Consider the following 21,192-nt stretch of genomic DNA (forward strand, 5'->3'; position numbering starts at 1 on the left):
AGATGAAAAGATTAAAATTAACTTTTGCTATCGGTGCTTCTGCGTTGGCATTGGCATTGTCTTTCGGAAGTTGTTCCGATTTTTTGGATGAGCAGCCAAGAAGCATTTTTACACCGGATGACTTCAAAACTGCTAATGGTATAAATGGAGGGATTACTTCTATGTATGCACATTTACGTTACATTTACGGACAGGCGTATTATTATAATGCATGTTTGACAGGCACCGACGAGGTGACCTATGCGCAAAGCGCCGACGGTAATTTCCGCGACATGGACTTTTCTGGCGTAGGAAATGTGACTTCCGTAACCAGTAGGGCTGATGTGGTATGGGGGGAAACATACCCGAATATCAATACCGCATCGGGAATCATTGAGAATGCGGCACTCGCAGAGGGAATATCGCCTTCTTTGGTGGCTGAAGCATACTTCTTCCGTGCATTCGATTACTTTCTTCTTGTGCAGACTTTCGGCGGCGTTCCGTTGGATTTAGGATCTGGGGAGTTAAAGTTCAATATATCGCCCATCTTGACTTCCGTTAGGAATACGGTGCCCGAGGTTTATACAAGAGCTATCTTTCCAGATCTACTCAAGGCCATTGACGATCTGCCTGACGCTCCTCGGCTAACAGGAGCGGTAACGAAAACCGTCGCTAAGCTCTATTTGGCAAAAGCTTATCTTACCTATGCGTGGTGGTTGCAGAACCCAAATAATATCCCCACCTATCCAGAAACCAATCGCACGGACCCCGATGGGCAAACAAGTGCCTGGTATTTTCAGCAGGCATACAACATCGCGACGGAAGCAATAGACAATCCAGGACCTTATGGTTTACAGCCAACCTTTTATGATGTAAATGTCGCTACAAACGACCGCAACGCAGAGCTGCTGTTATATGCTGACCATACCGAAGATAGCGAGTTGTACAATGGCGGTAGTTTGACCTGGGGTAGTGGCGGGGCACCCGATAATTTCGCCGGCTGGATGATGACTTGGAATTACACCACCATGACCAGTTCCAGAAGTACAAACTGGACGAGCGATAACTTGGTGAATTCGGTGCAGCGAGAGGCCGTCCAAGCACTAGGACGACCTTGGACAAGAATGGCGCCGACGATTAACGTAGTAACCGAAACATTCGCTGACAAAACCAATGATTCTCGATACGATGGCACTTTTACTACCGTGTATCGTGGGAATTGGAATAAAGCAGGGGTTGCTGATGCGACGCTTTACAACGCTAACAATTTAGCCATTCAACCGGGCGATGCGGTGCTGACCTTTCTGAACGAGGAGCCAAGCGATCCTATTGATTATTCAAATACCAGTTATCGAAGCAGCATAGGCGTGGGGGTATTGCCTGGCCGGGCCGACTTTGTTGTCTCGCCACAAGGTATCAGCAGAAGGGTGTATCCAGGACTTTGGAAGTTAGGTCCTTATCGAACAGATAGCGGTACGGGCTTAGGCCAACCCAACGCTGGAAGCACACGGCCCTTTAACATCGCTAAGTTTTCTGAATTGTATTTTATAGCAGCGGAAGCTGCCGTAAAAGGAGCTGCAGTCCAAGCTGGTAAATCAGCGCATGACCTGATCAATGTAATCCGTGCGCGTGCCGGGATGTGGCGTTGGGACAATAACGGCAATGTGGAGAAGGTGGAAGATAATAGTGGAGCCATGGTGGCCGCTACCCCAGCGCAAATAACTATAGCGTATCTTTTGGCAGAACGTTCGCGCGAGTACTATGGGGAAGGATACCGCTGGTATGACTTGGTACGAACGCAGACTTGGTCAGATTTGGCAAAAACCTATCGGATTGCCGGGATGGATGTGGGTGATCATACGGCAGCCACATACACCAGGAATATCCAACCTTTTCATTACCTAAGACCTATACCGCAAGGACAGCTTGACGCGATGAACATGAATGCCGCAGAAAAGCAAGCCTATCAAAACCCAGGATACGACTAGATCAAGTATTGGTTTCCAGAATCAACGATCGAAATGGCGGGAATACATCAAATTCCCGCCATTTTTATTTCGTCCGGTCTAGCTGCATAAGTGTAAAAGCATAATTTTTTCCCAATTGCCGATAGCCAGCTGGGCTAAAATGAATAAGATCTGCTATGCCTTCGCAATCTTTCGAAGAAACAATATGCGCCGTGGGAATAACTTGAGGAATGGTCCGTATAATTTCGTTCATACCCGCACATTTGCCCCATTCTTCTGCTGCAAGCATTTCCCCTACGAGGAGTGGTGTCTGCTCTGCCTTCAGCGATAAATCCGACAATATATGCTCATACACGCGTTTGACTTTATAGGGCCAGAATTTGTCACCCACGTTGGATTCTCCTTGATGAAGTAATATACCGCGAATAACACCGTCTTTTTGTGCCACTTTAGCCATTTCAATTAATCGTCCATAGGGGTCGTCATCATATGCAGCCAGCATGTCTTTCATCCACTTGGGAGCCTTCTGCACATAACTCGAGGTACTGTCTTTATCAAATAACTGGATGTGGCAGCCCCCAACAGAAACGTTGATAATGCCCACCTGAATGCTGTCGGCAAGATTGGCGAGCAACGTTTTTCCGAAATAGTCTGCAGGCGTCAGCCCGGTATGGCAACGGGAAAGGGGAGGGACGGCCTTGTACCATTCGCCTTTGACCCGATTGATGTCGGGACAATCGACTGCAGCTAAAACCCTAAAACGAGGATCGGCGATCGTGTCCTGCGGTTCAAATTGGCCGTGTCCTTCCATGTTCGACTGGCCAAAACAAAGGTAGATATGAAAATTTGGATCCTGAGCGTAGCATAGCTGTAAGCTTATCATGCTAAGTATGCTGACTAAAAATAATGCGACTTTCTTGTTCATCGTATGTTGTTTAATTAATAATATTATACAAACGGGATTGCCTTTGCAATCCCGTTTGTATCTATGTCGTTTATGTCGGGGATTATTGCTGAAGACCTTCGATGACCCCTAAATATGCTGGTTTACGTTGGTATCCACCCGAGTTGGTCCAAAGTCCAACAGGTTGGTTTGGGCGCCAAGTCGATCCGGATAACCTGTCTACAGGACTTCGGAAGGTCATGCCGCCACGTTGTGCTTTGGGAATAATGTCGTGGTACGCTTCGACAAACCAGCGATGCATCTCTTTTTGTTGCTGATGCAATATGTTCGTCATTTGATTGATTGATGTGCCCGTTCCAATATCAAACGATACTTTGACTAGCTTGTTTGTCTCTGCCAGCTTTTGTAAGGTGAAGACTATTTTTTCCTTGCTATCGCCGACGTTCATAGACATTTCTGCTACAATGCCGTCTACCGATGCACCTTTACTTTCTGTGTAAGCAATCAAATCGATTAAACCCTCAATTTTTGCAGGATTGTCAATCAGGTTGTTTTCGGTAAAAAAAATCTGATCATCAGCGTTTGCGTACTGTTTGATCATCTTAACCGCGATGCTGGCATAGTCTTTCCCCAGAAAATCTTGCCAGAAGAACATATTTGCCGGCAAGTCTGCCCTTTCACCGCCACTTCGAATCTCGGATGGCGATTCTTCGTCGATCGGCTGGTAGACCACGCTCCAAGACTTCACGGATTCTTTTCCCGCCTCTGCGATCGTTTTGATCCACTTATCTAATTCTGCCGTGAATATTTCCCTCTTTTCGTCGGCTGTTTTGATGATGGTTTGTCCTGTTTTTTCCCAGTGTAGGGTAATATTGTCAATTAGATAATCAGCGCCCCCCGTCGCGGAGCCAATCGTTAATACAAAGTTGGTGAGTTGCTTTTGGGCCGAGCTCAGGTTAAGGTTTGCAAACGTCAGGTCAATGCCATTCCTGAACCACTGATTATCGGGAGCACCATAGCTCGACGGACTTCCATAGTTGACAAGGGAAACAGCACCCAAAGAATTGCTTACCGCCATACGCATCCCTGCACCATATAATCCGCAGCATCCTGCACCCTTGAAATCAATGGTGATCGATTTACAGTCTCCTAACTTTAAATCATCGGGTAAAGAGATTTCGAATTGGGGGAAGGTTTGGGGTCCCAGAACGTTTAGCGCCTTGCCACTTACCCCATCCGGATCGCTTTTAACACGTGTACTACCGGCTCCTATCACAGGATAAGATTGGTCTAGGGCATCATCCTCGAAGTTCTGTAACAATATTGTACCAGACTCTCCGGGGATATTAACGTCGGCGACCAAGTTATTTAAATAGTTTGCTGCTTGTGCTTCGTGCCACAATAGATGGCCTAAATGCGTTGCCATTCCCGACGCAGCGTGCTTTTCTAAAGCATCTTGTAGATCGGAGATATTGATTTGACCATCTTCGCCAACGGCTTTGATATGAAGGAGTTCGCTCGTTAAACTTATTTCATCTACGTGTGCCTGCATCAGTCTATACAACGTGGAATTGCTACGCAAATCGGTCCAATTCATTTCGACGCCTAGTTTGAAATGAGCTTGTTCACTGTAGTTTACGTATGTCTTTAGGGGGGCATAGGCGTCCAATGCCTCTTGATCAATCACTTGCTGGGGTTTCTCCGTTTCAAAATTTCTATTTTCAAATTTTGCGCAACTGCCGAGTGCTATGGAGGCTGCGATGCCTATTGCTAGTCTTATTTTGCAAATTTTGTTCATGTTCATTTTTGCTTGGTTGAATTTATCGAGTCTGGGGTACAAAATATTCTGGCGATACACCTCGATCGCGTGATACTAAGGTATCTTTGCTTGAAATATTACCTGTTATTGATCTGGCATTGGTTCCACTGCCGACAGCGATATTGGAATAGGCTATTTGATAGTCTAAATAGAGGGCATCTCGATCTCGATTTCCCCAGCTATTCTTTTCACCATGGGCAATGAAAACACCACCACCTGTTGCGGTATAGCCAGGAGTATCGGTCGAGACAGTACATCTGCCCGAGTCATCGAAATTCAGTAATAACCTGCAGGAAAAGATGTTGCCGGCGTCCGCATCTCTAAATTGAACCGGAAACACGACCGAATGGAGTGAGCGAGTTTCTAAGGTGTTAATTTCATCTTGTTCTACGTAGCTTGCGCGACGAACCACTTGTCTGGAAACATCGCCCGTCATCTGATCCGAACCTCTCCTCAGATAATTTCCATGCCAGGGGTTAATGAATTTAAGCGCATAGAAAACGAAATCTTTGCTACGCAAGATTGAATCTGCATTTGCTACATTTTTCATCCTTAAGGGGATAACATATCGGTTAGACAAGGCATGGGGATCTGCAAAAAATGCATCGGTCAATGCCACCTGTACGCCGCCCATAATATTGCCGGGCGAGATGATGATTTGATTGGACGTCAGGCTGTAATAGTTGGCAGGAAGAGGCTCAAGTTTTGAACCATTATTGGGAAAATAAAGCCCGTCCAATAAACTGTTAGCCACCTCGACATCGATGACTACATTTTTTTTATTGTCGCGTGTGCCGCCTAGCGTAGCCTTTATTTCCACTTTATGTTCGTTGTCCAATGTGTTATCGACCACCGCATCGTTACCTAGTACGATTGTGCGGACGGGGTATTGATTGGCGAAGTACACGGTTTGGTAATCGAAATCAGGTAATTCGATCGCCTCATTTTTGCAGCTAATGAGGCAGCTTAACAGCATGGTCATTCCTATATTAAATATCTTGATTTTCATCTTTGTTTGCTTTTAAAAAATTGGTTAATTATTCCTATTCCCAGCCCGTATTTTGTACAAGGTTGCTATATTTTAAAATCTCGCTAAAAGGTATCGGTCCATAATACATATGGGGTTGGTAAGATCTTACTTCGACAGCGATCGGCGTATAATTAACACCGTTGATTTGTATTCCGCGCGCCGTTTCGTTCAACGTCAGTTTCCAGCGGCGAAGATCCCAAAAGCGGAAGCTCTCAAAGCAAAGTTCGAGTCGACGTTCATTGCGAATCAACTCGCGCATCTTTTCCTTGTCTGTGCGGCACTCTTCTAGGAAGGGGTCGTTGTTCGTGGTGCCCACACCTGCCCGTCGGCGTATGGCCCGGACAATGTCATACGCGGAAAAGGAATGCGAGCCCATACCCGTCGGACCCCAAGCTTCGTTTGCAGCTTCTGCATACGACAAATAGAGTTCTGTATACCGGATACGTGGTGTATACCGATTCCTACCTACGATATTATTCGGTGTTCTATTGACGTCCATTCGTAGGCCTTTTTTCATGTAGTAGCCCGTACGTGTAGAGGTTTCTAACCTGTTCAATGCATCGTCCGTAGTGGAGTTGATCCCAGTTGTGATTGGCGTATTATTGACGCCCGCTGTATTACCGTTATAAATAATATAGTGCCGTAAGCGAGGGTCTCGTCCCGCATAAGGATCGTTTTCGTTGAAAGTGCTGTTGGGATGATCGATTGGATATCCGTTTGCCATGGGAAATGCGTCTACTAGGTTTTGTGTCGGATTTGTCAATCCTTGTCCATAAAGTGACGGCGGGTAGTTCTGTGCTTCGCGATCGCCGTTATTGGCTTGGACATTTTCCCGCCAAATTATTTCTGGAGGATTGATACCATCGCTTAAACCATCGATCTCGTTGATATTGTTGTAAAATGTTAATCCATTTGCTGGCAAAGCATTAGTGCCGCCTTTGTACTGAATAATATCAGCGGCTGCGTTTGCAGCATCTTCCCACGTCGCGGGATTCGACGCGTGCTGAAAAGCGGGACTGGCCGCCAATAGAGCTGCCCTTGCACGGAAAGATTTTGCAATAAGGCCATTGAACAACTGGCGGCTGTACCGACCCATAACACGGTTATAGGTCGATGCATTTTGCGTGATACCAGCGAAGCGTTCCGGAATTTGCGACGCATGGGCAACATCGCTATATTCAATGGGCAGGAAATGCTCTGCACTATCCAAATCGAGGTATATTTGCTGCAAACAAGCGGCAAAGTTGTCGCGAGGCATGTTAAAATCTGCGGTAGTAGGTAGGAATTCCGTGACGATAGGCACGCCCATCAGCTGTCCGTTGGACGTCGGTCCCCCATGGTTCCGCAGTAGATAATAGTAGTAAAGGGCTCTTAGACCATACGCTTCTCCTCGCAGGCGGATGTTAAAAAGGGCGTTGGCCTCTTCATCTTCAGACCATTTAATTCCCTGCGAGTTTTCCAAAAACTGGTGCAGGTAGAGTAAGGAAGCGTAAGCCTGATTCCAAACACTTAACGGATTATTTGCGGCGCTCCAAGAACCCGTGGCCATTTGTAGGAATGCGTTGGAGCGTTGGTTTGTCACGGCATCATCCGTCGCAAAATCACTCTGGTTGTAGTAGGAGGGAATGGTGCGGTAGGCCGTCGTGACAAAACCTTGTGCGAAGTGCGTATCGATAAACATCTGTTCTGCATTTCGAATATTTTCTGGATCGGGTTCTAACCATTTTTCGCAACTTGCCAAAGCAAGTGCACAAATACCGATCATCAACATGTTAATTTTCATAGAACAATTCGTTTGATTAGGATTAAAAGAAAGCTTTAACACCGAGGTTATAAAACCGCATTTGTGGCGCACTTCCGAAGTTGGTTTCCAGCATTTTTCGCTCGTTGGATAACACGAGAAGATTATCGCCGTTCACATAAATGTTCATCCTGTTGATGACATCTGAACGGTCAAAGAGACTTTCGGGCAGATCATAGGTCAGCTGCACACGATTGAGGTTAAATCTATTTGTTTTGAAAGACCAATACGTAGAATTTTGGAAGTTGTTGCTGCTACCCGTAGTCGTTAATCGAGGATAGGTGGCCGTGCTTGCCGTTTCTTCCGTCCAGCGATCCAGCACGACTGTCGAATACTTCGTGAGACCACCGACCCAAAAATACGGGTTGTTTTTAAAACCTAAACCTCCAGTGTGTCCAGAGCCAAGAGCAAAAATGGTGAAGTTTTTCCATTTAACGGTCAGGTTTAATCCATAGCTGAATGGATTGGCAGCGAAGCCGTTACGGCCCAAGTCAACTTGATCTCTCGTATCAATAATACCGTCGCCATTCACATCGCGGTATTTAATGTCTCCCGGTTTCAGTTCGCCTCCAAAGTTTTGGCGCGCATGCGTCCGTATATCATCCTCATTTTGGAATAATCCTTCTGCAATATATCCCCAAGAAGCGTCGATTGGACGCCCGGTGCGATACTGGTAGCTATTTTCGTAAACTTCGTCTCGCTGCGTGGCTTTCGTGTCGTAGAACATGCCTACAAAGCCTAGGGAATACCCCAATTGACCAATTTTACTTATTATATTTAATGAAAAATCAACGCCTGTACGGAGATCATTATTGAAATTAAGCCATGGCAGAAACTCCCCATTACCCTGTAAAAAGTAGGAAGGGAAGATGGTTGCATTCCCGCGGGTAAGCAAGCCATTGGTGTGTTGTCTGAAGTAGTTGGCGTTTAATTGCAGACTGTTGTTCCACAACCAAGTATCTAACCCAACGCGGAACTCCCGGCGTTCGACGAAGGAGAGGTTGGGGTTTGCGCCGCGACCGGCGAGTACGGTTGCTCCGCCACCTCCGGTCGTTCCTCCATCTCGCCATTGATACCATGCACCCAAGGCTCCTTCCGCCGTGCTATTACCGTAATTCTCGCGATACAAGTAATAGTCAGTGATGTCCAAATCCTGTTTTAGGGAAGCGTAGGATGCCGTTAATTTTAAGTCGTTGACGAACGAAGCCTGATTTTTAAAAAACGTTTCCTCGCTGATGCGCCAGCCTACCGTCACGCTCGGTGACAAGGCCCTTCGATTGTCCATAGGTAGCTTTGCACTATGCACAACAGCGCCCGAGGCATCCAAGTAGTAGCGTTGTTTATAGTGATACCCCAGTTGTATACCGACATTCGTGTTTCGGAAGGGTTGATAATCGCTTCCACCTTGGTTGGTGTCTACATCACTCGAAAATTGTCTCATGTATCCCCATCCCAGTAACGTACCATGTATGTGGTGGTGCTCATTGAACGTTCTCTCGTAATTGAACTGCGAGGTAATCGACATCGTTTGGTAATACAGGGCTGTACCGATAAACTCATTGGTACTATTCCCATCGTTACCAAACTTGGTCAATGAAGTGATAATTTCCGAACCATCAATGGTTTGCCAATGTGGCTGATAGGTCGCATAAGGGACGTTGTATCCTTCGGTATAGCGGGTTGTATAATCCATACTGTACCGCGTACTAAAGCTTAAACCCGGTGTCAGTCCACTCAGATCGGCGTCGGCGCCCACGTTGAAGAGAAACGTGCGGTTTTTATTTTTGATGTATCCAGACGCAATCATTTGTGATAAATCGTTGGTCTGCAGGTTAGAAAGCCCGCCCAGCAGATATTTTCCGTCAATGATGTGATTGCTGTTTTGAACGATAGCTTGAAGATCAGGATTCGAGAGATCAAGCCTGTCAATTGGGACAAAGGGCGCAAAACCATCATGGTTGGGACGAAGGTTGGCGGTAGCAGCCCAAAAATTACCGCGCGCATAATTATTGTCGGAAATAATGGCTACAGCATCGGTAGATGCTTTCAACCACTTGGTCAAATTTACATCGACATTCGTCCGGATATTAAAAGACATATCTTTGTTGTTTTTTGCTTCACCAAGTTTGAGGATGTCATTGACATGGGTCATACCCAAATTGGTGTAATAACGAGCACGATCATTTCCTCCAGAGATTTCAGCGGTTACATCGGATCGAGAAGCATACTTTTTTATGTATTCGTCGGAAAAGAGGTTGAGGTCTGGATAGCGATAAGGATTTGAGCCAAGAGATGTGTTATAGATGGCCTCGGCCGAGTAACGTTCTGTTAAACCATCATTTCGGGAAGCTTCGTTATACAATGTCATGTATTCTGCCGCGTTTAAGTAGGATGGATAGCGTTTGGGTACCAACAGGCCTGTATTCGCGCGGATATCTATGCTCAGCGGCTTTATAGATCCCCGGCGTGTATTGATCAAAACAGCTCCTTTGCTACCAGCACTTCCATATAGGGCTACGCTACTTGCGTCCTTTAGTATCGTGATAGATTCAATTTCCACCATACGCACATCTTCGGCACGACGTGGGATTCCATCGATCAAGATCAGTGGTGTCTGCCCCCATACTGAGCCTGTATATCCTCCTATGAAGCTTTGCAGGTTATCCAAGCTATGGGTCGCATAATTTTTCTCCATGAGCGATGCGACATCAACATGGCTGACAGCACCCAATATATCCCGTTTGGGCATCTTTCCAAATGCCACATGTATCGTGCTGTCCAAAGCGCTGTTCGGGCGACTGCTAGCGACTTCTTGCGCCTGTAGTCCGGCAACCTTCCATAGTAAAGTAAGAAGGATACCCCAAGCTTTTATATCTTTTTTCATCATTTTTTTCAAATTTTCGTTACCATCCCGGATTTTGTGGGAACTCTCCATATATACTCACATCATCAATAAGGAAGGGGAACCAATAATGTCGGTCGGTATACTGTCTTTCAAATAATACGGTCTGCCGATAATTCCGGACGCGGGCATTGCGTGGGTCTGCATAGATGTCAGCATTTGCTGTGGCCCGATCAAACTCAATTCCTTTTTTTAAGGTATAAGGTCGTTCAGATAATAGCAGCCAGCGGCGCAGATCCACAAATCGGTGACCTTCAAAGGCGAGTTCTACCGCGCGCTCGCGACGGTATTCCTCCCGGAAAGCTTCCTGTGAAGCGATAAAGCGCGGAGCAACGTGTCCCACGCCCAATCCAGGTCGATCCCGTATAAAATTGATCGCATCTACGGCCGTTTTTGTATAAGATGGGGCTTTGCCAGTGGGCGAATTATATCCTTCCGAAGCGGCCTCTGCATACATGAGGTAGACATCCGAAAGGCGTAATAAACTTAGTAAAACAGCATTTCCCTCGGCGAAGCCTTCCCATTCATTCATTTGTTTGGAAATGAATTTTGAAAACATATAGCCTGTAAAGACCGCCTTTAAAGGATTGAGCGTTCGGTAAAGGCCTCCGGAAAATAGACTTGCATATTGGCGATATTCGTTATTGCCCACGATTCCGCCGTTATTCACGGTTTTTTCGCCGTCGATCATGATGTCATGGTAAAATCGTGGATCGCGGTTCCGCCAGGGGTATTCCGGATCGTAACCCGACTCGGGGTCAGCCTCCGTGGGATTGGTTATGGGAAGGCCATTCGCCATGCCATAGAAATCTACGTAATTAGCTGTCGGATATACTTTGATTCCAGAATTGTTAATGGTCGGAGGACGATAATCATTGACTTGGTTCCAACGAAATCGGTTATCCGAAACATTCGCTGGGTTTTCCATCATAATGGCTTCGGTATAGCGTTGATTATCCACCACAGCTGAGCCTGGAATCGCGAAATTTTGATTAAAGGTATAGAAAACCCTGGAGTAATGGGAGAACGGTATCAACTGGTAGTATCCCGTGGATTCCACCAAATTAAGGGCTTCCGCAAATACATCGGCGGCACGTTTGCAGTAACCCGTATCGTAGCGCGCCTCACCAGTAGATTCTTTGTTCATTAAAGGGCTTCCGGCAAGCAATAGATTTTTGCCGAGAAATCCCAATGCCATAATTTTATTCGCCCTGCGGTCGTAGTTTCCTATGGACGGCCCGATAGCTGTTTCCCCCCAGGATGCGGGCAGTAAATCGGCAGCTTTACGGAGATCCGCGGCCACTTTTTCGGCTGTTTCATGGTAATTTAAACGAACGATTCGAGGTGCCTCATCGGGCGGTAACACCCGGTCAATATAAGGCAGACCGCCCCAATACTGCATGAGCATAAAGTGAAACCAACCGCGAAAGAAGTAAAGCTGGCCCTCAATTAAACGTCTTTCCTCTGCAGTAGCTTCAGTCAAGAGATCCAGATTTGCCAATCCGATGTTCGCTTTCCTTATCGCGTACCAGGATAGCCCCCAAAGATTTCCTTTATTCTCCCGCACCTGATTGTTGGGGTTTCCGCCGGATTTAAACCAAGAGCCGAAAATAGCGTTATTCCAAGCCCAATAATCCCCATGGTCGATATTGTAGGCAAACAGCCTTGTTTCCGTCGGTTCCCACATTTCTTCATCACCAAAGTTCCAGTTGCTATGGGAGCTTATGGAAGTAATTACTGGCACGCAATTGTACAATTCTTCGGTAAAGCCCTGAAAGTTCCGGAAGTCTTTAAAGGCTTCTGTGTCATCAATATCTGCCAGCGGCGATTTATCGAGGTATTTTTGACACGAAGCCGTGCCGAAGCAGATAGTCAACGCCACGATCGGTTTCCATATATTCTTAAAATAATGTTTCATTTCATCGAAAATTAAAAGGTGATGTCTAAACCTAAATTAAAGCGCCTCACGGTAGGGTAGGCGCCACCTGAAGAGCCAGATGCAAAATTTGATTCCCTGTCGTCAGGCATTTTCGTCCATAACAGCAAATTGTTACCGTTCACATAGAGGCGACATGCATTGACACCAAGCCTATTGGTAACAGCGCTATTCAACGTGTACGCGATTTCGGCATTTTTTAAACGCAAGTACGAGCCGTCATAGATGTAGCGGGTGCCATTTCCACCTTCTGGGACGATTGTTCCCCAGCGTGGGAGCGGAAGGCTGCCCGCCGGATTTTCTCGCGTCCAATATGTGCCCTCTACAAAGGCGACATTAGAACCCGAATAGGTATTGAAGGTAGGGAACTGCACATTTCGGGATACATTGTTTACGCCATAGAACTGCAAAAACAAGCTCAAGCCTTTCCATTCCGCTCCAATACTGGCGTTGTAGGTGTTATGCGGTGATCCCGAATATCCGTATGGAGCAGTGTCAAAACGATCAATAATACCATCTCCATTAAAATCTATGATGTTGTAATCCCCGGGTAGCTTCAGATGGTTGTTGGATGTCCGTTCGGTACTGCCATAAATGTCGTCCCAACTGGCAAGATGACCATGGTCAATATGGCTTCTCGTTTGCCCTAGCTGCCAGCCGGCTTGTTTTTGATAGTTGGGCAACAAGTCTGGGTCGTCGCGGAAAAGCACTTCGTTCACAGCATGCGTGATGTTGGTGTTTATCCATAAGCGGAATCCACTCGCAAATCTTCGGTTAAAATTTAGCTCGAATTCGTAGCCTTTTCCACGCATACTGCCCAAATTAGCTTTAGGCGCCGCTTGCCCGAAATAGCTTGGAATTGCACGTGCGTCGCCATTTATAATGATATCTGTTCTTAAGTCCCGAAAGAAATCGACGCTACCTGAAAACATACCGTTCAAGAAGGCATAATCCACACCGAGGTTACGCTTTTCGACGTTTTCCCAAAAAATGTTTGGGTTGCCTAGATCGCTGATCCGGTAAAATGGGAAGGGTGTATTTTGGATGGGGCTTCCCATTTGTGCATTGCCACCATACACCCATTGATCTCTATATAACCAACGACCACTCACGTTGTCATCGCCAATCTTACCCCAAGATGCTCTAACCTTCAAGTTGCTAATGAATGGCAATTTTTTTATAAATGCCTCGTTGCTTATAATCCATCCTGCCGACAGCGAAGGGAAGAAATCGAAGCGATAGTCCGGCCCGAACATCTCCGAACCGTTGTACGCGCCATTCGCTTCAAAAAGGTAACGCGAATCATAGGCATAGGTGGTACGAAAAACCCAATCTTCGCGGTAGCGCGGAAACATGCTACCGGTTGCAAATTTTTCACGTAAAAACAATCCCATTGCGCCCACCTCATGCTTATGAAATTGCCTATTATAGTTTAGTTGTGCGGAGTAATTGATGCGCCGGTAAGTGGCCCCTTTATCCAAGGCACCGGAAGCGGTAGTCCATCGTATCCGATTGGCGTAATCCAGTTGTGTGCTGCCATCGAACTGTGTTTCCCAAACCGTGTTACCCGTTTCTGGATCGATCCATTTTCGAGGCGGACCGTTGTACAAGTCATTTATCCCTCTTTCATGTTCAACGAAGGTATTATCGAGCGAATAATTTGCCCGTAAGCTCAATCCTTTTGTGAGCATACTCAACTCTTGGTTAATGATGAAGTCGGTGGTCAATTGCGTATTGGTACGCTTTTCCAGTCCTGATACCGCAAGATTGTATACGGAATTAGGAACGTCAGCGTTGCGTAGCGCATACCAAGCCCATGTTCCATCGGCATACACGGGACGCATGGCGTCTGGAGCCGTACGATAAGCCGAGGCCCAATAGGCATTATCGTTATTGGAATCTGCTCCCCAAGGAAATTGGCGAACACCGTTTGAGCCGAATAGCTTCGTGGATAGTTTGGTGGTACGTGTTAGGCTGAAGTCCAAGTTACTGCGTACGTTGACGCGATTGTAGCCATAGTTTGACGTATAGCCCCGGTTGTTTTCGAATGACTTAAATAAATCACCCTCCTTCACATAATCTACCGAACCGAAGTAGGTGACGAACTCTGTACCTCCAGATACGTTAGCATTCGCACCGTATGACATGGCATGTGTGCGGAATAGTTCTTTCTCCCAGTCTACGTTTGCATAGCGATCCCATTCTTCGGCATTGGCCGGAAAGCGGTATTTTAACAGGATCTCCTCTGGCCGCATGTTTCCCCAACCGATTTCTTCGACCAAAAGTTCATTTTCTACGACCCTATTGCGCAGCGCGAGCGCATCGTATGAATCATATTTCGCGGGTAGCCGTGAAGCAACCTTTGCGGTGGTATTGACGCGACCTTGGATCGTAGCTTTTCCGGCTTGGCCCTTTTTTGTTGTGATCAAGATAACGCCATTAGCTCCTTTTACCCCAAAGACAGCCGTCGCCGAAGCATCTTTCAACACGGAAATACTTTCCACCGATCCAATGTCGATAGCACTCATCGACCGCTCGACACCGTCGACCAAGATCAACGGGGCGCTGCTGTTCCATGATGTTTGTGCACGGATCAATATCTCCGGGTCTTCTGCGCCCGGCATTCCTGATGAGCTGGATGTCACAAGTCCCGGTAAATTTCCTGTTAATGCCATGCCTAAGTTTGTCACGCCGCCGGTTCGCTGCAAGACCTCGCCAGAGGTTTGCGTTATGGCGCCAACCAGACTCTCCTTGCGCTGCTTGCCATAACCTACGACTACGGTTTCTTCAATTTCGACGCTTCGGTCTTCTAACACAATGCGGAGCTCGTTTCTACCATTTATTTCTACTTCAATGGATCGGTATCCGAGATTGGAGATGACTAGGGTGTTTTTTCCTGGCGGCACAAGAATGGTGAACGTACCGCTAATGGTTGTAGAAACACCGACGCTTGTCCCCTTGATACTAACGGAAGCGCCCTCAAGAGGTGTTTGTTGTGCATCCAATATAACACCTTTTACCTGCCGTTCTTGTTGAGACATTGACGGCATAGGGCGCGTAAAGCATAGAAAAAGAAGGAATATTGCATATCCATAGTGGTGCCATACTCTTTTCCAACGCCTAATAAGTGCAATGGGAATTGTTTTCATCATAGCATTGACAATTGATTGGTTAGTCTTACGTTTTAGGTCTTTATTGTATAATTTGGGTAGCAATGTTATATCGAGCTGTTAAAAAAGTGCTTTTAAGCCTAGCTCGATATAGGCATTTATGCCTACGGGTCAGGTAAACTGGTTATCATATGTTTATAATTAAATTTGGTTAACGGTGCTTATTTTAAGTCGTCAGAAAACAGAAGAACCATGACATTCTCTGTTTTCTGACAACTCCGAAATAAATGTTTATAATCTGTAATCAAAGGTACAGGGACACCGCTAGCGCTGGTGGTATATATGTCAAAATAAATGATAAGAATGTCTAAAATGCTTTAAAATAGTCTTTTTTAACATATTTGATCGCGGTCTAAAGGTTTTATTTAATATTTTAGACATCAATACCAATCATAGATCATGAGAAAACCGCTAATCATCATTATTTGTATATTTCTTCATTTAACGAGTTTAGGACAAGAGTGGCCAGTTTCGTTTCAGCGGTACTATTCAAAGGATGGCTTATCTTCCAATACGATATACGCGATTCTGCGCGACAGTTATGGATTTATTTGGCTTGGCACAGAGGATGGGCTGACACGGTTTGATGGATCTTCGTATAAAGTTTATCGCTACGATGCAAATGTCGAGGAAGGCCTACAAACCAATCACATCACGTCATTGTGTGAGGATGCGAAGGGTCAGATTTGGATTGGTACGAATGGTGGAGGTTTAAGTTTCTACGACCGAAAGATGGATGAAATTAAAGCATACACGCATACGCCCGAAGGTAGGCCAATCAGTACGGCCATCACGGCACTTTCGACCGATAAAAATGGCAATGTCTGGGTATGTTCCTACGGAGCAGTGTTTGTAATCAATGTGCGTAATCCGAGTCAGCCCTGTTCCGAAGCGTATAAAAAAATCCAACAAATCTTTTCTGGGGCAGTGTCACGTTACGTTTACAGGGATCGAAGCAACAACATGTGGCTTTCTGCAGATGGATCCATTTATAAGTTTTCTAGTGATCTAAAAGCGGTAAAGCACGATGAACTGCTTGAGCAGAACACGTCAAACGCCAACGCTTTCGAAATAACTGCGATCACCGAAGATACACGCGGACGGATATGGGCAGGTTCCGGAAATGGCCTGTTTTACTTGGATCAGGATGGGGCTGTATTTACCCGGTTTAACCATTCGAACGGCAAAATGGGAGCAGATAATAGGATGGTTTATGCGCTAGCTGTCGACGATAAGGGAGGCTTGTGGGTAGGTACAGATAACGGATTGGACGTTATAGATACCGACGATTTCACGGTGCGGACGTTTTTGCCAAAGCCCATGGATATCCGTAGTTTGAGCCATAAATCTATCCGATCGATACATGTAGATCCATACGGTATCTATTGGGTGGGAACATTTCAGGGAGGACTCAGTAAATACGATACCAATCTTAGCCAGTTTAACTTGAAAAGTGTGGATATATTACACGACCAAAGCTCAGGAAAGAACATGATTACGTCTTTCGCAGAATATGGTGACCGCGTATTGGTCGGTACGGATGGAGCTGGGGTATTCCAATATGTCCGTGCATCTGACCATCTGAAGCCCCTCCATATTGGCCGAGCTGCGAATAAAAAGTTCGAGGATCTGACGGTGATGACATTGGAACGCGGCAGCGAAAACCTGTGGATCGGTACCTATCAGGATGGGCTGTTCCAATTGGATCTTAAAAAGGACAAAATAACACATTATCCTGCAGGTGCTCAGGCCAACCAGTTAACCAATCCGGATATCTTCTGTCTAAAATCAGATCGTTATGGCCGACTTTGGATTGGCACAAATGGTGGGGGGATCAATGTTTTGGATGCGGGAGGGAGCATCGCTAAATATACTGCTGCAACTCGCGGCACGCAAGGCTATCCTAATCCGCCGGGGAATTTTATACGTGCCTTCGCGGAAGACAAGCGTGGGAATATGTGGATTGCTACATACGGTTCAGGCGTATCGATGTATAATTCAGAAGGCCGAATCAATCACTTCTTTGACAAAGAAAAAAATAATTTGCCCAGCAATTATGTATTATCCATCCATATCGATGCCCGACAGCGCATATGGATTGGAACCAATGGCAACGGAATCGGTTTATTGAGACCTGGACAAGATCAATTTGAAAGCCTATCTGAAAAAGATGGATTGATCAATGGCGTGATACAGAGTATTGTTGAAGACAAGTCGGGACGAATATGGTTCAGCACCAACAAAGGCTTAAGCTGCTACGATCCTGATAATCGCGTATTTAAAAATTATACCCGATCGGCAGGACTCCAAGAGGGGGCTTTCATGCTGGGCTCCGGATTAATACTATCTGATGGCGAGATGTTTTTTGGTGGTCAGAACGGGTTCAACCATTTTTATCCCAATCAGCTAAAGATGAATACGAACCGCGCAATCGTTGCATTCACAGACCTTAGAATTGACAATAAAATCATTCAGCCTTCGCAAGACGGCATACTGACGCAATCCCTCTTAACGGCACAAGAAATACACCTAGAGCATAAGCAGAACTTCTCTATTTCGTTTACCGCGCTAAACCTGACGGTTCCAGAAGACAATCAATACCAATACCGTCTAGAGGGTGTTGACAAAGATTGGATTCCCGCGGGAAAGGAGCGCAGCGCATATTACACGAACCTTGACCCCGGTAAATATGTTTTTCAGGTAAGGGCTAGCAATAATGATGGTGTTTGGAACGACGAGATCAAGTCCATTGATGTATTTGTTGCGCCACCGTGGTGGCGTACGGCATATGCCTATGTTTTTTATGTGATCCTGTTTTTTGCGATATTATTTTTTATTCGCGATCGCGGCATTAGACGGTTAAAACAAAAATTTGCTTTGGAACAGGAGCGTATTCAAGCCAAACAGCAAATTGAGCAGCAACAACGGGAAGCTGAAACGAGGCATGAGCTCGACCGTATGAAAATAAAATTTTTAACTAATCTTAGTCATGAGTTCAGAACGCCTATTTCGTTGATTGTCGGCCCTGTCGATAATCTGCTGGCCATGGAGTCCTCGAATAAGCGCTCAACGGAGCTTAGCCTAATTAAACGGAACGCACGTCGTTTGCTAAACTTGGTGAATCAACTTTTGGATTTCCGGAAAATGGAAGAACACGAAGTGAAACTCCATCGTGCGGAAGGCAATTTTGTCGCATTTATTGAGGAAGTCTTTCAATCTTTCAAAGATATGGCGATGAGCAAAGGAATCGACTATTCTTTCGCTACAACGAAAAAAGATCTTTATTGCGTGTTCGACCCAGACAAGGTGGAGCGCATATTGTTCAATTTGATAGCAAACGCATTTAAATTCACACCGAAAGGTGGAGATATAGCTGTTTCTTTGATCAACGTGGTTACGGAAGGTGATCAGGTTCGCGTATATGTTCAGGTAAAAGATACGGGAATCGGGATTCCGGAGAAAGAACAACAGGCCATCTTCGAAAGTTTTTTCCAACATGAAACGCAGGGCAACGTGTTGAACCAAGGAACAGGAATAGGACTTTCTATCGTGAAGACTTTTGTAAACATGCACCAAGGCGATATTGAAGTACATAGTTCAGTCGGAAATGGTAGTGCCTTTCTATTCAACCTGCTTTTGGATCGGGCTCGGGAAATTCCTTGCGATAACGTCGTTTCGGAAGAATCGGATCAAATTTATGAAACGGGAAATATGGAAGTTGATGTGATTCAAAAACCTAGCGTATTGATTGTTGAGGACGACGAGGATTTCCGATGCTTCCTAAAAGAGTCTTTGGAACGCGATTATCAGGTTTACGAGGCATCCAATGGAAAAGAAGGCTGGCAAAAAGCCCTATTCCATCACCCCAATATCGTGGTGAGCGACGTACAGATGCCGTTAATGAACGGAATGGAGTTGGCATTAAACCTGAAGCAAGATAAACGAACAAAACATATCCCTGTTATCCTTTTGACGGCCTCACAGGTCGAAAATGGACTGATATGCGGATTGGAATCTGGAGCAATAGACTACATCACCAAACCTTTTGACAATGCTATGCTGTTTGCTAAAATCAACAGCTTGTTGATTTTAAACCAAGCATTCAAAGATGTGTACAGCAGGCAAGTTTCCATGGTGGGCCCCGAATTGGAGATTGTTTCCGAAAAAGATAAATTCCTGCAGAACGTACTCAGTTACGTATACGCAAACATGGACAATCCGCAACTTTCTGTAGAAAGCTTAAGTGCGCATTTAGCAATTAGTCGAGCGTCGCTATACAATAGGTTGCTGGAGTACTCCGGGATGACACCGGTAGATTTTATACGCTCTGCTAAACTGGAACGGGCTGCGCTATTGCTAGAGAAAAGCGATAAGAATATTGCGGAAATTGCTTACGAAACTGGTTTTGCAAATCCGAATTATTTTACCAAAGTTTTTAAAAGTAAATATCAAATGACACCGTCCGAGTTTATATCGGCAAAGAAAACAAAAGTGAAAAAAGTTTGACGGTATGCTTGCATGTGATGTCGGATAAGATATAAGCTGGTTTAAACATTTTTACCTCTATTTTTTTCATATGTTTCAGCCAAAAGACAGTTGATAAGCTACCTTTGGTTATCCTGCACGGCTTAAAATAGCCCTAGAGGTGTAGACCTTTAACATATCAGCAAAAGAAACAGTCGGTATAGACCAACTAAATTTCGATGTCGATAATAGGGGCATAGCAATAAAATGCCTATAAACCGCTAGTCAAAACAGTAAAACCGACTATGATAAAAATAACATGTATAATCTGCGGAGCCATATTATGGTGCGCGACTATGAAAGCCCAACATACAGCGCCGGTAGGATTCGACCTGATAAAGGAAGGTGCTTCTTACGGTGTAGTGGACAGTGTCGCTTATTTTTCTAAAACGGTAGGCACACAACGAAAAGCGATGGTCTACCTGCCGCCCAAATATTCCGACAAGAAAAAGTATCCTGTACTTTATCTTTTGCACGGGATAGGGGGGGATGAAAAGGAATGGCTCAATCATGGCGCGCCGCATATCATTTTAGGTAATTTGTATGCGGATAGAAAAATCGAAGAGATGATTGTTGTGTTTCCCAATGGTCGAGCTATGCTTGATGATCGAGCAACAGGTAATATCATGGCGCCAGAAAAAGTGGAAGCATTCGCTACATTCGAAAAGGACTTACTGCAGGATTTGATCCCTTTTATCGAAGCGCATTACCCTGTGAAGAGCGATCGCGAGCATCGTGCCATTTTCGGCCTTTCTATGGGGGGCGGGCAAGCGCTTAATTTTGGATTGGGAAACCTGGATTATTTCGCATGGGTAGGAGGCTTTTCGTCAGCGCCAAACACGCGTGTCCCTGAACAACTAATGCCAAGACCACAGGAAGCCAAGCAAAAACTAAAGTTGTTATGGATATCCTGCGGTGATCAAGATCGCTTGATCGGCAATAGCAGGCGTACACACGAATACCTCATCGAACATGCTATTCCGCATGTATTTTATATCGAACCAGGTGGACATGATTTTAACGTGTGGAAGAATGACCTCTACATGGTTTCCCAATTGCTTTTTAAGGAAGTAGACTATAATAGGCTGAAGGATATAAGTCCCATTAATTATTCAATGGACTAAATACGTAAAGATCGTACATTGAACGAGTAATCTCAA

The 21,192-nt window shown here is 45.5% G+C and carries 10 protein-coding genes; 3 read left to right on the top strand and 7 right to left on the bottom strand.

The genetic code is table 11. The features are described from left to right. The first annotated feature begins 2 nt into the window (after positions 1-2). Positions 3-1,967: a RagB/SusD family nutrient uptake outer membrane protein gene (locus tag IE165_RS09285; protein WP_189626340.1), complete on the top strand. Its 1,965-nt coding sequence runs from the start codon at positions 3-5 to the stop codon at positions 1,965-1,967. Between the two features lie 64 nt (positions 1,968-2,031). Here IE165_RS09285 and IE165_RS09290 read toward each other — a convergent pair whose 3' ends face one another. From IE165_RS09290 to IE165_RS09320, 7 genes are all read right to left on the bottom strand, one after another. Continuing rightward, positions 2,032-2,871, bottom strand: a complete 840-nt coding sequence (locus IE165_RS09290; protein WP_189626341.1) for a sialate O-acetylesterase — start codon at positions 2,869-2,871, stop codon at positions 2,032-2,034. Positions 2,872-2,953: 82 nt separating this feature from the next. Further along, a complete protein-coding gene (locus IE165_RS09295; protein ID WP_189626342.1) occupies positions 2,954-4,648 on the bottom strand; it encodes an endo-1,4-beta-xylanase in 1,695 nt (564 codons plus the stop codon). Between the two features lie 22 nt (positions 4,649-4,670). Further along, on the bottom strand, positions 4,671-5,678 hold the full coding sequence (locus IE165_RS09300) for a DUF5627 domain-containing protein (RefSeq protein ID WP_189626343.1): 1,008 nt from the start codon (positions 5,676-5,678) through the stop codon (positions 4,671-4,673). Positions 5,679-5,712: 34 nt separating this feature from the next. Continuing rightward, on the bottom strand, positions 5,713-7,482 hold the full coding sequence (locus IE165_RS09305; protein ID WP_189626344.1) for a RagB/SusD family nutrient uptake outer membrane protein: 1,770 nt from the start codon (positions 7,480-7,482) through the stop codon (positions 5,713-5,715). Positions 7,483-7,504: 22 nt separating this feature from the next. Further along, positions 7,505-10,387, bottom strand: coding sequence for a SusC/RagA family TonB-linked outer membrane protein (locus IE165_RS09310; RefSeq protein ID WP_229826480.1), 2,883 nt, complete (start codon positions 10,385-10,387; stop codon positions 7,505-7,507). A 16-nt stretch (positions 10,388-10,403) separates the two neighbouring features. After that, positions 10,404-12,320 carry a RagB/SusD family nutrient uptake outer membrane protein gene (locus tag IE165_RS09315; protein WP_189626345.1) on the bottom strand — a complete coding sequence of 639 codons (1,917 nt, stop codon included), beginning with the start codon at positions 12,318-12,320 and terminating at the stop codon, positions 10,404-10,406. 11 nt (positions 12,321-12,331) lie between these two features. Further along, positions 12,332-15,490: a SusC/RagA family TonB-linked outer membrane protein gene (locus IE165_RS09320; RefSeq protein WP_229826481.1), complete on the bottom strand. Its 3,159-nt coding sequence runs from the start codon at positions 15,488-15,490 to the stop codon at positions 12,332-12,334. 417 nt (positions 15,491-15,907) lie between these two features. Between IE165_RS09320 and IE165_RS09325 the strand changes: the two genes are divergently transcribed. Beyond that, positions 15,908-20,014: a two-component regulator propeller domain-containing protein gene (locus tag IE165_RS09325; RefSeq protein WP_189626346.1), complete on the top strand. Its 4,107-nt coding sequence runs from the start codon at positions 15,908-15,910 to the stop codon at positions 20,012-20,014. 314 nt (positions 20,015-20,328) lie between these two features. Next, the gene (locus tag IE165_RS09330; RefSeq protein ID WP_229826482.1) at positions 20,329-21,156 is read left to right on the top strand and encodes an alpha/beta hydrolase; all 828 of its coding nucleotides are present in this window, start codon (positions 20,329-20,331) and stop codon (positions 21,154-21,156) included. The last annotated feature ends 36 nt before the right edge of the window (positions 21,157-21,192 follow it).

This window comes from Sphingobacterium griseoflavum (assembly GCF_014653155.1).
Classification (GTDB): domain Bacteria; phylum Bacteroidota; class Bacteroidia; order Sphingobacteriales; family Sphingobacteriaceae; genus Sphingobacterium; species Sphingobacterium griseoflavum.